The sequence below is a fragment of the Actinokineospora auranticolor genome, assembly GCF_041897805.1.
Taxonomy (GTDB): domain Bacteria; phylum Actinomycetota; class Actinomycetes; order Mycobacteriales; family Pseudonocardiaceae; genus Actinokineospora; species Actinokineospora auranticolor.
In genome coordinates, this window is sequence record NZ_CP154825.1 from 4,812,130 (window position 1) to 4,827,439 (window position 15,310).

Sequence of the window (15,310 nt, forward strand, 5' to 3'; positions counted from 1 at the left end):
ATCAGCGGTGGCCCGCGGCCCGGTCGATGGCGGCTTCGACGCGGTCGGCGAGGAGGCCGACGGCGCCGACGGCGCGGCTGATGGGGTCGTCGGTGCCGCCGCCGAGGGCTTGGGTGCGGAGGTAGGCCTTCTTCACTTCCGACCAACGTTCGGCCTGGTCCGGGGTCAGGCGGCCGCGGATCTCGGCCAGTTTCAGGAGGTTGGCCTCGGCGCCCGCGGTCAGGGTCTGGGCCTCGCCGCGGTAGTGGTCGTCGATGACGGCCTCCAGCTCGTCCTCGTTCATCGCCGGGACGATGCGCTCGGCCAGCTTGTTCATGTTCCGGTAGGAACCCTGGAGGCCGAACGGCGGTTCCGTGCGGGACGGGTCCGCCTGGGCGGCCGAGGCGATGTAGGCGCGGTTGTTGTCCAGCACCACCCGCTGGACGCGGAGGAGTTTGCGCAGGACCGAGAGGATTTGCTCGACCTCGACGCCGGAGTACGGGTGGGCCAGCTGGTCCGCCCGGGCGCCGTCATCGCCCTGGGCCAAGCGGACGAACAACTCCACATCGGACCGCTCGCGGGTCGACAGCGGGGCCAGGACCGGGTTCGAGGTGAGCGAGTTCTCCACGTAGCTCAGCGCGAACAACTCTTCCCGGCCCGACAGCACGTCACCCAGGTTCCACACGTCCGCGCGGTTGGACAACATGTCCGGGACGCGGAAGCGCTTACCGGACTCGGTGTACGGGTTGCCCGCCATGCACACCGCGAATCGCTTGCCGCGCATGTCGTACGTCCGGGTGCGCCCGTTCCACACCCCCTCGACGCGCCGCTGGGCGTCGCACAGGGAGATGAACTTCTGCAGCAGTTCCGGGTTGGTGTGCTGGATGTCGTCGACGTACAGCAGCGCGTTGTTGCCCAGCTCCAGCGCGAAATTGATCTTCTCGACCTCTTGCCGGGCCGTGGCATTGGGCGCGTCGGCCGGGTCGAACGACGTCACGCCGTGGCCCAGCGCCGGGCCGTTGACCTTGACGAAGACCAGGCCGAGGCGGTTCGCGACGTACTCCATCAGCGTCGTCTTGCCGTAGCCGGGCGGCGAGATCAGCAGCAGCAGGCCCATCTGGTCGGTGCGCTTGTCCACTCCGGACGCGCCGAGCTGCTTGGCCAGGTTGTCGCCGATCAGCGGCAGGTAGACCTCGTCGAGCAACCGGTTGCGGACGAACGCGCTCATCACCTTCGGCCGGTACTCGTCCAGCCGCAGCCGCCGCTTCTCCGCGGCGACCAGCTCGTTGCGCCTGCGCTGGTAGTCGCGGAAGCCGGGGACGCGCTCCAGCCGGAACCGCCGGGTGCGGTCCAGCAGGTCGTCCAGCCGCACGGGCAGCGCGCGGTCGACGACCCGGGGGTGCGCGCCGAGCAGGCCGTCGACCCGCTCGGCCAACGCCGCGGACGAGTCGTGCCGGGCCAGCAGGTCACCGCACAGCTCCAGCGCCACCGCTTCTGGAAGGTCCACATCGGACATGTCGGTGGTCGCGAGGAACGCGCCCAACCACGCCGAGACCAGCTGGTGGCGCGCGTCGAGGTCGTCGCCGAGCGCGCGCAGGTCCTCGGCGTACGAGGTGTCCTTACCGCCGAGGGCGCGGTGGAACCGCTCGACCACGGTCCGCGCGCCCGCGCTGGTGACGAACCCGAACGGCGCGGACGCGAGTTCCTCGAACAGGTACTCCCCCACGGCCGCGTCGGGCGCGACCCGCAGGAAACCCGCCACCGCCGTGGTCAGTTCCCCGCACAGCTCGGCGATCGCGGCGGGCGGACCGAAGGCCGCGCGGGCCCTGGCCAGCGAGGACGCCCGCACCGACCACCGGTCCCTGGCGGCGGACTCCGCGCCGAACGCCCAGAACAGCTGCGCGGCGGCGCGAGCGGCGGGCGGGTAGCGCAGCAGACCCGCGCCCGCGTGCAGCCGCAGCAGGACGTCCAGGATCAGGGCCGCGTCGTGGTCGTGCACACCGCGCTCGTAGCCCTCGTCGTACCGCGACTCGGCGGCGGCGCGCACGGCCGCGAGCAGACCGCCGGACTCGACGGCCGCCGCGTGCAGCGCGTCCAGGTCACCGGTGGTCAGGATCGCGGCGGCCAGGTGCTCGGCGCGGTAGACCTCGGGCGACTCGGAGACCAGCAGCTGGTCCCAGTACCCGCGCGTCTGGGCGAAGTCCGGGTCGGTGACGGCCGCGCGGTAGTCCGTGCCGGTCACCGCGAAGGCCATGCCGCCGTCGTGCGGGACCAGGGTCAGGTCGAGCGGCTGGGTGTTGACGGCGAAGGCGTGCTTGCCGAACCGCAGGGTGTCGCCGCCGTCGGTGAACAGGTCGAGCCGGTCGCGCAGCGCGCGCCCCGCCTCCTGCCGGGCGGCCTTGAGCCTGCCCGCGAGCTCCTCGGCCCGCACCTGGTCGCCGATCTCGCGCAGGTCGTCGGTGACCGCGCGCAGCTTGGCGACCATCGGGTCCGAGGCGAAGTAGGTGTTGATGTCGTCCAGCGAGGCCAGAGTAGACAGTCTGCGTTGGACGCTGCCGAGCACCCGGTCCGCCGACTCGACCAGCCGGTCCGCGCGGCGGGCGCGCTCGTCGAGCAGCGCCTGCTTGCGCGAGGAGAACACCTCGTAGACGTCCGAGCGCTTCTCGCCGAGTTCGGTGAGGAAGTCGTCGAACTCGCCGAACCGCGACTCCAGGTTCTCCAGCCGGAGCATGAGCCTGCCGAGCTGGTCGTCGCAGCGCTGCGGCGTGTCGGCGACCGCGAGCGCGCCGGTGACCGCCTGGCCGAGCAGCGCGAACTCGGCCGCGAACTCCGCCCGCCCCTCGGTGGCCAGCAGCTCCCCGCGCCGCGCGGCGAGCGTGGCGCGGGCCCGGTTGACCCCGCCCAGCACCTCGCCGACGCGTTCCAGGATGGCGGTGCGCGCGGTGGCGTCGGCGATGTCGAGCGAACCGACCACGTCGGTGACGATCTCCAGCCCCTCGGCCTGTTCCGCGAGCCGCTCCCCCACCGGTCCGGCCTCGGCCACCGTGCCGATGGCCGCCGCGTCGGCCACGAGCCGGTCGACCTGCTCGTGGTAGCCCGCGAAGGCGTCCGCGCCACCGAGGAAGGCCACCGCTCGCTGCCCGGCGGAGACCAGCTCGGCGGCCAGCTCCGCGGTCAACGAGTCCACTGTGGCCAGATCGAGGTACCGCCGCTCCCGCAGGGTGACGAGCCTGCCCTGGGCCCGCCGCAGGTCCGCGAGCTGGGCGACCCACCCGTCCGCCGACTTCGGCGCCGCGCCGCGCGCGGACCGCACCAGCGCGCCGACCTGGGCACCGGCCTCGGCGAGGGCGTCGGCGGCCTGGCGGGTGAGGGCCTGCACGGTCTCGAACTCGTCGAGCACCTGCTCGGCGGTGGAACGCACCTGGGCCAGCGGTGTGCGCAGGTCACCGAGGTCGGCCTCGCCGAGCCAGTGGTAGTGGTCGAACACGCGCGCGCAGGTCGTGATCAGCGCCTCGAACACCGCGGTCGACGGGGCCATGTCGCCGACCATCTGGGCCACCGACAGGCAGTCGGAGATGCCGCGCACCAGGTCCGCGTTGCCGACCCGCTCCAGCGGCCCGGTGCCGACGGGCCGCGCGGCGGCGTAGGTGTCGGACAGGTAGGGCGTCTGCCAGACCTGCATGGGGTGCACGCGGGTGGGTTCCTCGGACGTCGCGCGGAACACCACGAGGGTGCCGTCGTCGAACAGCGAGTACCCGTGGCAGACCAGCGGGTTGGCCACTTCCTTGCGGATCACGTTGTAGGGCAGCAGAAGCGTGCGGCCCTCCTCGCGGGCGTGGAAGGCGTAGAGGACGTCCTCGCCGTTGGGCGAGCGGATGACGCGCTCGTACTCCAGGCTCGCCACCTCGGTGTCGAACGTCTTGTGCACGCCGGTGGCCAGGTAGTAGCCGCCGGGGAAGATGATCCCCTGGTCCTCGGGGAGCCTGCGGCAGGCCTGGCCGATGCCGTCGAGGCGGACGACCGAGCGGGCGCGGGTGTCGAAGACCAGGTGCCGCCACTCGGTCTCGTTGTAGGGGCGGATCCGGAGGAGGATCAGCGAGCCGACCTCGGCGTAGTACACGTCCGCGTCGGCGAGGCTCTGCAACGGCTCGGCGACCGGTTCGGCGTAGATGCCCTCGCCGGTCTCGGTGTTGTTCTCGACCTTGACGGTCAGGTCGCCGCGCACGGTCTCCACGAAGACCTTGCCCAGGATGGAGATGTGCGGGAACCGGCCGAGCACGTGGTCGTCACGCGTGGTCTCGACCCACTCGAAGTCCTGCGCGGGCGGGAACACGTGGTCGCGTTCGCCGCGGTTGTCCGCATAGGACACCGCGCCGCCGGGGGCGATGTTCCAGCGCAGGACCTTCACGTCCTCGGTGCGCGGCCCGGTCTGGAACACCGCGAGCAGCTTGCCCTCGACGTGCCGCAGCTGCAGCAGCCTGGTCTCGCGGTAGTACCGGTACAGCTCGCCGAAGTCGCGCCGGAAACCCTCCCCGCGCAACAGCTCGGGCAGCTCGTCCGGCCCCGCCGCCTCGAAGCGGAACGCCTCGCCGTCGCGGGCGAAGCGGTGCAGGGAGAACACGTCGTCGACCGAGGTCTCCGGCTTGAGGCCGATGAACACGTTGTAGCCGAACAGCATCAGCCCGTCGACGGAGATGATGTCGCGCGGGACGCAGTTGTTCTCCGTGCGGATCCGCTCGGTGCCGACCAGCCGCAGCTCGGTGCCGCCGAACACGCGCAGCCGGTCGTCGTTGAGCGCCTCGGCCCGCCGGGCCAGCTCGGCGGCCTGCTCGCCGAGCCGGGCCCGCAGGACCTCGTAGGTACCGGCGTCGAGCGCGGGCCCGGTGGTCTCCGTGGTGTCGGTCATCGGGTGCTACAGGCTCGCGGCGAGGGCGGCCACCGGCTTGTCCGCCACCCCTAACCGCTGCGCGTGCCCGAGCAGCTCCCGGAGCTTGCCGGACTCGCCGCCGTCCGAGTTGATCATCTTGAGCAGCAGCGCCGACACGGTCAGGTTCTTCACGTCCTCGCTGCCGAGCGAGCCGAGCAGGCCGCGCAGGTCGTCGGTGAAGCTCGACGAACCGTCCAGCCACGGCCGGGCCAGCGTGCGCGCCGTCTCCGAGTGGTCCAGGAAGCCGTCGACGCTCTTGCCGAGCGACACCGCGCCGACGATCTTGTCGAAGAACATCGACTCGCCGCCGACGATGTCGATGTCGGCCTTCTCCAGCCCGGCGGCCAGCACCATCGCCTGCGCCTCGGCGACCTCGCGCTGCACGTCGATCCCGCGCAGCCGCACCGAGGTGTCCGCCTCCAGCCGGAGCCGGTACTCCTCGTGCTCGCGGGTCGCGTCGTCCATCGCGGCGAGCGCGCCCGCCTTCTCTGACAGGCCCTCGGCCTCGCCCTTGAGCTTCTCCCGGATCGCGGCGGCCTCGACCATCGCCTTCTCGCGGGCGACAGCGGCCTCCGCGCGACCCACCTTCTCGATCGCGGCGGCGTCGCGCTCGCGCACCTGCACCTCGGCGAGCCCGGTCGCGGCGGCCCGGGCCTGCTCGCCCTCGGCGAGCCGGATCTGCGCGCGGGTGTCCAGCTCGGCGGCCTGCTGGCGGGCCTCGGCGAGCACGATCTCCTCGCGGGCCTTGTGCTTGGCGGCGGCCTCGGCCGCCTCCGCGGCCTTGATGTCCTTGACCAGGTTCTCCTGCGCGGCGGCCTCGGCGGCGATCACCAGCGCCTGGCGCCCGCGCTCGGCCTCCTCGACCGCGCGCAGCCGCTTGATGTTCTCCTCCTGCTCGGCCACCGTCCGGTCGACCGCGATCCGCTCCCGGACGACCTCGGCGACGGCGCGCTTCTCGCCCTCGACCTCCTTGTCCTTGGCGATCCGCGACAGCTCGGTCTCGCGCTCGCGGGAGATGACCTCCAGCAGCCGGTCCTTCTCGATCCGCTCGGTCTCGATCGCGATGACCCGCTCGCGGTTCTTCTGCGCGACGGCGATCTCGCGGGCCTGGTTCTCCGCCTGGATGCCGAGCGACTCGTCGGTGCGCAGGTTCGCGCCCTGGGCCTTGAGCCGCTCCTCGGCCTGCACCTTCTGCGTCTCGGCCTCTTCCCGGGCGCGCATGGTGTCGATCTCGCGGCGCTGCTTGATCTCCGCGTCCGCCTGCCTGCGCTCGAGTTCGAGGATGGCCTCCCGGGCGTCGACGTTCTGCCGGGTGATCTCCTTCTCCTCGTTGCGCCGGTACTCGTTGGTGCGCACGTGCTCGACCGCGGTGAGTTCGGTGATCTTGCGGATGCCCTGGGCGTCGAGGATGTTCGCCGCGTCCAGCTGCGCCATCGGCGTCTGCTCCAGGTAGTCGATCGCCGCGTCCTCCAGGCTGTAGCCGTTGAGGTCGGTGCCGATCACCCGGATGATCTGGTCGCGGAACTCGTCGCGCTTGGTGTAGAGGTCGACGAAGTCCAGGTGCTTGCCGACGGTCTTGAGCGCCTCGGAGAACTTCGCGTTGAACAGCACCTGCAACGTCTGCTCGTCGCTGGCCCGCGCGGTGCCGATCGCCTGCGCCACCTTGATGACGTCCTCGACGGTCTTGTTGACCCGCACGAAGAACGTGATCCGGATGTCGGCGCGGATGTTGTCCCGGCAGATCAGCCCCTCGGTGCCCGCCCGGTTGATCTCGATGGTCTTCACCGAGATGTCCATGACCTCGGCCTTGTGCAGCACCGGGAGCACGACCGCGCCGGTGAAGGTCACGTCGACCTTCTTCACCTTCGACACGATCAGCGCCTTGCCCTGGTCGACCTTGCGGAACAGCCTGCCGATCAGGAACAGCAGGACGATGACGACGAGGAGGATGACGCCGAGCAGCACACCCAGCCCGGTGGAGATGACGTCCATGCTTCTAGTCCCTTGGCCGTGGTTGGTCGCGGGGGTCCGCGAGGGGGGTCAGGTCGACCGGGGTGATCCAGAAGAACTCGCCCACCGGGTCGTAGTCGTGGATGACGGCGGTGCTGCCCGCCCGCAGCGGCTCCACTCCGGGCTGCCGGACCTGGATGACGGCGGAGGACCCGTCGACCGAGGTCACCTCGGCCTGCCCGAAGGTCCGGTCCACCGACCCGGTGCGCACGACGCACACCAGCCCGACGAAGTCCGCCCGCTTGGGCCCGGCGTCCTCCGGGAACGCCTTCCGCAACGGGATGACGACAAGCCTGGTGACCAGCAGCGCGACCACCAGCACGACGACCAGGGCCACCGCGCGGGCGATGACCAGGAGGGCGCCCGCGAGGCCGAGGTCGTCGAGGAGCACGCCGGAGACCAGCGCGAGGAACCAGGCCACGACCGTCACCACGGACACGGCGACGGTCAGCGGCACGCCGCCCAGCCCGATGCCGTCGGGGTCCGGGGCACCGGGAAGGTCTATCTCGGACAGCCCGACGAGCACCAGCAGCCAGTAGCCGACGACCACGACGAGCAGGAAGCTGAACAGCACGGCCGGGAAGCTCAACGCCGCCCCGACGAACTCACCCATCCAGCCTCCTCGTCACTGAGGGGAAATTACCCGGTGAACACCTCCCGGGTGGGGGGTTTCGGAAAATTCGCTCAGCAGGCGAAGGATCGGTGGATCGTGTCCGTTTGTTCCGATTTCCCGACGCGGAGAGATCCTGTCCGGTCGCGGTCCGCCAAGGGCGAACGACGCGCTTGCCGCGAATCGGTTTCACGTCATCGAACTGTCCGGAGTGGAGCACCCGGCGCGAGCCGGGCGGAACCACCCGGCTCGCGGGTGCGGGCGAGCCAGGTGGTGGCGTCCGATGGGCGGACGCGGGTGTCGATCGGCTCGTGCGCGGTGGGTCGCTCCCGACGCCTACGGTGTGGCCACTGTGGACACCGCGAACAGCGTGACGACCCGGTGGCGGCCCGCGCCCGCGCACCCCAGCCCGGTTCCGGTCGGCGACAAGACATGGCGTTCATTTTCCGATGGGAACCACCATTGTCCCGACCGGGTGGCGAGCAGGTGGTCGGACGAGGCGTCCGGCACCGACCGGGACCCGCTCCTTTCGCGTGGACTATCGCCGCCCGGCTACTCGGCGGCGGCCGCGGCCGTCCGCGGCCGGTGCACCGGGGCGGGCGGGTCGGTCGGCAGGTCGAGGAGGCGCAGGAGCGGGCCCGCCATGGCGGTGGTGACGATGGCCATCACCACCATGACCGAGTACAGGCGCTGGTCCAGCATCCCCAGTCGCAGCCCGACGGACAGGATGATCAGTTCGGTCAGGCCCCGGGTGTTCATCAGCACCCCGAGCCCGGCGGCCTCCCTGGTCGGCATGCCGTTGAGCCGCGCGGCGGCGAAGGCACCGCCCAGTTTCCCGGTGACGGCGGCCACGAGGACCAGCGCCAGCTCCAGCACGCCGGTGGCGCCGATGGCCGACAGGTCCACCTTGAGCCCCGCCACGATGAAGAACACCGGCAGCAACAACGTCCCGTTGAACAGGTCGATCCGCTCGACCACCGACTCGCGCAGCCTGCTGGTCCCCTCGTGCGGGACCACCACGCCGAACAGGAACGCGCCGAAGATGAAGTGCAGGCCGATCCACTCCGTGGCGGCGCCGGAGAGCAGCAGACCCGCGATCAGGATCGACAGGGCCACCGAGGTCGGCACGCGGTCGGTGAGCACCTTGCGCAGCAGTGGGCGGACCAGCCAGAGCATCACCACGAGGTAGGCCGGACCCCAGAGGAACAACCACTGTCCACCGCCGCCGGAAACCAGGACGACGACGGCGAGCAGGCACCAGGCGAGCAGGTCGCCCGCCGCGGCGCACACCAGGGCGATGCCGCCCACGGGGGTCCTCGACAGGCCGCGGTCGGCGAGGATCCGGGCCAGCACGGGGAACGCCGTCACCGACATCGCCGCGCCGATGAACAGGACGAACCCGAGCCGGTGCGGCGCCGTGTGGTTGCCCACGAGGTACAGGGCCAGCAGCGCGCCCAGCGCGAACGGCAGCGCGATCGAGGCGAGGGACACCGCGGTCGCGAGTTTCCCCTTGCCGCGCAACAGGGCGCGGTCCAGCTCGACGCCGATGCCGAACATGAACACCGCCACGCCCACGTTGGCCAGGGTGGACAGCAGTGGGCGGACGTCGGCGGGGAACAGCACGTCGGTCACGCCGGTGCCGAGCAGGCTCGGGCCGATCAGCACACCGGCCAGGATCTCGCCGATGACCGCGGGTTGCCCCAGGCGCCGGGCGAGGGCGCCGACCAGGCGGGCGAGCGCGACGACGACGGCCAGGTCCAAGAACAGGAAGACGGTCTGATGCGTGGTCATGATCTCCCCCAGGGATCTCTCCCCGGACACGATGGCAGACGCGGGTGCCCCGCGGTACGACGATGCCGTCGTACCGCGGGGTTTTCCGTGCGAACGTCAGGCGGGCGTCAGGACGACGGCGACTCCGCGGCGGCGCGGGCCGCCGGGTGCGTGTCGGCCAGCGGCGGCAGCGCGTACGCGTGCAGCCTGCCCGCCTGGATCACGACCCGGATCCACTCGTCGGAGTGGTCGCGGATCAGCAGCGACGCCCGGTGCTCGCGGGTCGCGGCCAACGCCCGGCGGTCCGCGGGTGGCATCGGGCTGAACTCCGACTCGCTGTGCCGGATCCAGGCCTGGGTGTCGGCCTTGATCCCGTCGGCGAGGTCGCGCAGCGCCTGCTCGTGGGTCACCCCCGACTCGCGGGCCCGCCAGTACCGCAGCACGCGGTGGGCGTGGCCGACCATGCCGGTGGTGACACCGCCGCTGGTGAGCACGTGCCCGTTGCCGAAGGAGTCGCCCGCGACCACGGCGTTGGCCGCGACCACCGCGTCCGAGCCGATCCGCTCCACGAGGCGGAACAGCTTTGGCCCGTAGGTGAGCTGGATCTTGGCCAGCTCGGCCTTGGGGATCTCCAGCAGGTGCGCGGTCTGCTCCAGGAAGAAGTCCCGCATCAGCAGCTGGTGGGCGGCGAAGTACTTCGCGGTGTCCTTGGCGGTGCCCTCCGGCACCAGCCCCGCGAGCACCGGGTCGAAGGTCTTGAACTCCGGCACCTCGATCAGCACCCAGCCGACCTCGGCGTCGTCCTCGTGCCCGATCGCGATCTGGCGCGTGGTGTAGGCGGTGCCGTTGCGGTCGAACTCGGTGGACACCCGCCTGCGCACCCGGCTGTCGATGAACACCTCGATCAGCCCGGCCAGGTAGTCCGCCTGCGCGGGCACCGGGCCGTTGCCGTCGCCGTGGTCGACGCGGACGTCGCGCTGGGTGAACCCGAGCCTGCGCGCGTCGGCGCCGGACTGGCCCTCGGCGATCACGATCAGACCGGGCACGCCCAGGTCGACGATCTCGGCGTTGTCCACCGCGACGCGGCGGAACTTGCCCTTGTGGTCGAGGCTGCGCACCATCTCCAGGCGCACCCGCAGCCTGCCGTCGGGCTGCCGCTCGAACCCGGTGGCGCCCTTGGCCGCGCGCCGCGGTTCGGTGAGCACGCGGTGGCTGGTGAACAGCCGCACGCGGGGCTCGCGGCCGGACGCGAGGTCCATGGCCTCCACGGCCTCCAGGTACCGGCGCAGGATCACCAGCACCTCCTCGGCGCCCGCGAGGAACGTCGGCCGGTCCGCCAGCACCTCGGCGAGGTCGCGGCCGAGCCGCGACGGGTCCGGGCCGGTGGGCGGCGTCATGCCGCCCAGGTCGGCGACGACCCGGTGCGGCCTGCCGTCGAGCCAGCGGTCGTCGACGTGCTCCTCGTGCAAGACCACGCCGCCGACGTGCGACTCCAGGTCGAACCCGCTGACCACCTCGTCGGCGGAGGCGTCGCCCGCCTCGGTCTCGGTGCTGTAGAGGCACTCCGCGAGCCGGAACAGGCTGCCGTCGCCGCGCTTGGGCACGCCGTCGGCGCCGTAGCGCTCCAGCATCAGCTGGTCGATGACGCCGAGGTGGTGGTAGATGTCGGCGTTGAGGTTCCAGTGCATGACCCCGTACGACGGGTCGCCGCGCAGCTCGACACCGACGGCCCGCTTGCCCTCCGCGACCGACCACAGCATGCCCATCATCCCGGTGCCGCCGAGCCCGAGGGCCAGGTAGTCCGGGTCGCGCACGCCCGCGAGGTTGTGGTCGTGCGCGTCGACCGCGGTGTCGTCCAGGGACTTCGGCGCCGTCTTCGGCACCGCGGGCTGCACGACGGTCATGCCCAGCACGGCGGCGACCAGCACGATCCCGGCCCCGACGAGGAACGCCAGCCGGTAGCCGGAGGTCAGCGCCTCCAGCGCGGGCACGCCGTCCGCCAGCGCGTCGCCGGTGCGCGCGCTGGACATCGCGGCCAGCACGGCCAGGCCGAGCGCGGGGCCCATCTGCTGGGTCGTGTTGACCAGACCGGAGCGCACACCCGCGTCGCTGGTGGTGGCGTCGGCCATGGCGACCGTGATCACGGCGGGGAAGCACAGACCCGCGCCGGTGCCGAGCAGCAGCATCACCGGCAGCACGTCCACCAGGTAGTCCCCGTCGACCGGGACCCTGGCGAACAGCGCCAGGCCCGCGACCATGAGGAGCATGCCCGGCACCAGCACGGCCTTGGCGTCGACCTTGTCCACCAGCTTCGGCGTGACCTTCAGCGACAGCGTCGCGATGGCCGCCGCGGCGGGCAGGAACGCCAGCCCGACCTCGGCGACGCTGAACCGCAGCACGTTCTGCATGTACAGCGCGCCGAGGAAGAAGACCCCGGCGAACCCGGCCACCATCAGCGTCTGCACCAGGTTCGCCCAGCCGACGTTGCGGGCGCGGAAGATGCCCAGGGGCACCAACGGGTCCCGGGCCCGCGCCTGGTGCGCGACGAAGCCGAGCACCAGCGCGGTGGACACCGCGCACAGCACGATCGTGCGCGTCGAGCCCCAGCCGGTCTCCCCGGCCTGCACGATCGTGTAGACCCACAGCGACAGGCCCAGGGTGATCAGCAGACCGCCCAGCACGTCCGAGGTCTGCGCGTCGGTGTCGGCGGTGTTCTCGTCGAGCAGCCGCAGCGCCGCGACGATGGTCGCCGCGCCGAGGGGCAGGTTGACGAAGAAGATCCAGTGCCAGTTGATCGCCTCGGTGAGCGCGGCACCGGCCAGCAGGCCGAGCGAGGCGCCCGCCGCGGCCACGAAGGAGTAGACGCCGACCGCGCGGGCCTGCTCCCTCGGGCGGGGGAACATCGTCACGATCATGCCGAGCACCACCGCCGAGGCGGCGGCCCCGCCGATGCCCTGCGCGGCCCGGGCCGCGATCAGCACGGCCTGGCTGTTCGCCAGCCCGCAGGCCAGCGACGCGACCGTGAACACGGCCAATCCGCTGATGAACAGGCGTTTGCGACCTAAGAGGTCACCGAGTCGACCCGCCAGCAGCAGCAACCCGCCGAAGGGGATCAGGTAGGCGTTGATCACCCACGCCAGGTCGGTCTGGGCGAACCCGAGGTCGGTCTGGATGGACGGCAGCGCGACGTTCACCACGGAACCGTCGAGGATGATCATCAGGGTGCCCGCGCAGAGCACGACGAGCGCCAACTGGCGCTCGCGCAGGCCGCGCAGCACGGGGACGGGCCGCAGCGCGGCCCCGGTCATCGCGTCCATCACGCCCCCGCGTTCAGCGCCGGGGCGGCCAGGTCCGCCTGGCCGTTGCCGGTGGTCATCCCGGCCTCGTCCGCCATCACGTCCGAGGACTCCCCGGCCACCTCCCCCGACCCGCGCAGCGCGGGGTGGACCTGGCTGAGCGGGGGCAGCGACAGCGCGTGCGTGCGGCCGCTGCGGATCACCAGGCGCCGCCAGTCCGACGGGTCGAGCGGCACCAGCGAGTGCCGGTGCCTGCGGGTGGCGTCGATCGTGTTCGCGCGGGCCTCGGTGGACTTGCCGCTGGCCGCGGAGATCCGCTCGATCCGCTCGGCGCCGAAGTTGATCGGCACGGCCTGGCTGAACTCCTGGGCGCTGACGTGCAGCCACCCGTCGGTGTCCGCCTTGATGCCGTCGGCCAACCCGCGCACCGCGGTCGGCTGGTCGGCGCCCGCCGCCCGGGCCTCCCAGTAGCGCAGCACCCGGGCGCCGTGGCCGACCATGCCGGTGATGGCGCCGCCGCTGGTCAGGAAGTGGCCGTTGCCGAAGGAGTCGCCCGCGACGACGCCGTTGGCCGCCACCAGCGCGTCCGCGCCGACCTGCTCGACCAGGCTGAACAGCTTGGGGCCGTAGGGGATCTGCACCGACTCCAGTTCCTCGCGCGGGATCTCCACGATGTGCGAGACCTGCTCGAGGTAGAAGTCGCGCAGCAGGTACTGGTACGCGGCGAAGTACTCCGGCGCCTTGCGGTCGGTGCCCGGGGGCACCAGTCCGGCCAGGATCGGGTCGAAGGTCTTGAAGTCGGGTACCTGCACCAGGATCCAGCCCACCTCGGGGTCGTCCTGGTGGCCCACGGCGATCTGCCGCACCCAGTACTCGTTGCCCTGCTTGTCGAACTCCGACGCGATGCGCCTGCGCAGCCGCCCGTCGACCAGGACCTCCATCAGCCCGGCCAGGTAGTCGGCCTGGGCCACCACGGGGCCGCGGCCGTCCTGGTGGTCCACCTTGACCTCCTCCTGGCGGAAGCCGAGGCGGGTGGCGTCGGTGCTGTCGAAGCCCTGCGCGATCATGAACAGCTCGGGCACGCCGAGGTCGAGCACCTCGGTGCCGGGCACCCGCACGCGGCGGAACTTGCCCTTGTAGTCCAGCTCGCGGATCTGCTCGATCCGCACGCCCATCCGGCCGTCGCGCTGCGGCGTGAAGCCCTCGTCGCGGCGCAGCCAGTTCAGGTAGCCGCCGTCGTCGTTCGGCGTCACCACGCGGTGGCTGGTGAACAACCGGACCCGGGGCCGCGCGCCGCGCTCGAGGTCCATCCGCTCGATCGCCTCGAGGTAGCGGCGCTGGAGGATGAGCACCTCGGAGGCGCCCGCCTGGAACGTGGAGGGTCCGTCGAGGACCTCCACCATCGGCCTGCCGATCTTGGACGGGTCGTGGTCGGTCGGCGGCAGCGCGGAGTCCACGACGGTCACCACGCGCTGCGGTCGGCCGTCGGCCCAGCGGTCGTCGATGAACTCGGTGTGGTGGATGATGCCGGACACGTGCGCGTCCTCGCCGATGTGCGAGTCGAGGAAGCCGGTGACGACCTCGTCCGCGGCGACCGCGCCCGCGGCGGTGTCGGGGTGGTAGAAGCACTCGGCGAGCAGGAACGGGGTGCCGTTGCCGCGCTTGGGCACGCCGTCGGCGCCGTAGCGCTCCAGCATCATCTGGTCGATCAGTCCGAAGTGGTGGTACAGGTCCTCGCGGATGTTCCAGTGCACGCCGAGCGACGGGTCGCCGCGCATCTCCACGCCGACCGCGCGCTTGCCCATGGCGACCGTCCACAGCATCGCCATCATGTTGGTGCCGCCCAGGCCGAGCGCGAGGAAGTCCGGGTCGCGGACCAGCGCGGCGTCGGCGGCGTCCGCGGCGGCGGAGTTGTCCACGGTGGTGCCGTCCAGGTCACCGGGCACCGGGGCGGCCGAACGGGCCAGCTGGACGAGGAAAGCCGCGATCAGGGCGGCGAAGGCGGTACAGGCCCCGATGAGCAGCGCGGTGCGGGCGGTGCCCGCTTGCACAAGACCCGCGGCCCCAAGAGCGACAGCAACGGAGGCGAGCGCCCCCAGTACCGCCTTGCGCGCGGGCGTGGCCCACGCGCGTCTCCAAGCAGGCCTTGCGGACTTGGCCATTGTGCACAGTCCTTCGCGTCAGGAACCGGTGACGAACGCGCCCGAGTGGACGCGCGGGGAGTCGAAAATGAGTCACCAACCGGTCGGCGGCAGGTGCCGTGAGAGGTCAACTCTCCGCGCTGCCAACAGGTGGGCGAAAACCACAGGTCACCTCCCCTACTCCGAGTATAGGCAGCGCTCCCCGACTGTCGCGTGTGTTTCGCGCAAACAACCCGACTGTTACACACGGGACGGCGTTGGTCCAAAAGGACGCAACCGCGCGGATTTCCGCCGAACGTCCTAACCGGTGCGGTCCAAGGAGAGCAGCGACACCGCCCCGGGTTTTCGCTATGTTGGGCCGCACCCGAGCGGCCTGGCGAAAAACCGGCGGTGACCATCGTCGACTGTCGAAATTGGCCTACCGGTTAACCGGGTAACGAATTCGCTTACCACCACGACGACCCCAAGACGATCCACCGGTGACAATCGGCCGCACGCCCCGGCCGCGATCCCCGGCAGCAGCGCGCGGCCCGACCGGCGACGGGTCGCGCGACCCGTCCGGCGACGGGCGCGGTGC

The 15,310-nt window shown here is 71.6% G+C and carries 6 protein-coding genes; all 6 read right to left on the reverse strand.

Annotated elements, in window-relative coordinates; genetic code table 11:
• Position 1: 1 nt before the first annotated feature.
• The 6 genes from V5P93_RS21275 to V5P93_RS21300 all read right to left on the reverse strand — a co-directional run bounded on the left by V5P93_RS21275 (position 2) and on the right by V5P93_RS21300 (position 14,754).
• Positions 2 to 4,885, reverse strand: coding sequence for a DNA repair ATPase (locus V5P93_RS21275; RefSeq protein WP_104481458.1), 4,884 nt, complete (start codon positions 4,883 to 4,885; stop codon positions 2 to 4).
• 6 nt (positions 4,886 to 4,891) lie between these two features.
• A complete protein-coding gene (locus V5P93_RS21280) occupies positions 4,892 to 6,898 on the reverse strand; it encodes a hypothetical protein (RefSeq protein WP_104481457.1) in 2,007 nt (668 codons plus the stop codon).
• A 4-nt stretch (positions 6,899 to 6,902) separates the two neighbouring features.
• Positions 6,903 to 7,529 (reverse strand): hypothetical protein, encoded by a 627-nt coding sequence (locus V5P93_RS21285; protein WP_104481456.1) that lies wholly within the window; start codon positions 7,527 to 7,529, stop codon positions 6,903 to 6,905.
• A 549-nt stretch (positions 7,530 to 8,078) separates the two neighbouring features.
• Positions 8,079 to 9,317: a cation:proton antiporter gene (locus V5P93_RS21290; RefSeq protein ID WP_104481455.1), complete on the reverse strand. Its 1,239-nt coding sequence runs from the start codon at positions 9,315 to 9,317 to the stop codon at positions 8,079 to 8,081.
• A gap of 107 nt (positions 9,318 to 9,424) precedes the next feature.
• The gene (locus tag V5P93_RS21295) at positions 9,425 to 12,613 is read right to left on the reverse strand and encodes an MFS transporter (protein WP_342752302.1); all 3,189 of its coding nucleotides are present in this window, start codon (positions 12,611 to 12,613) and stop codon (positions 9,425 to 9,427) included.
• Positions 12,613 to 14,754 carry an FHA domain-containing protein gene (locus tag V5P93_RS21300; RefSeq protein ID WP_181043724.1) on the reverse strand — a complete coding sequence of 714 codons (2,142 nt, stop codon included), beginning with the start codon at positions 14,752 to 14,754 and terminating at the stop codon, positions 12,613 to 12,615. Before V5P93_RS21300 ends, V5P93_RS21295 begins: the two co-directional genes overlap by 1 nt.
• Between the last annotated feature and the right edge of the window lie 556 nt (positions 14,755 to 15,310).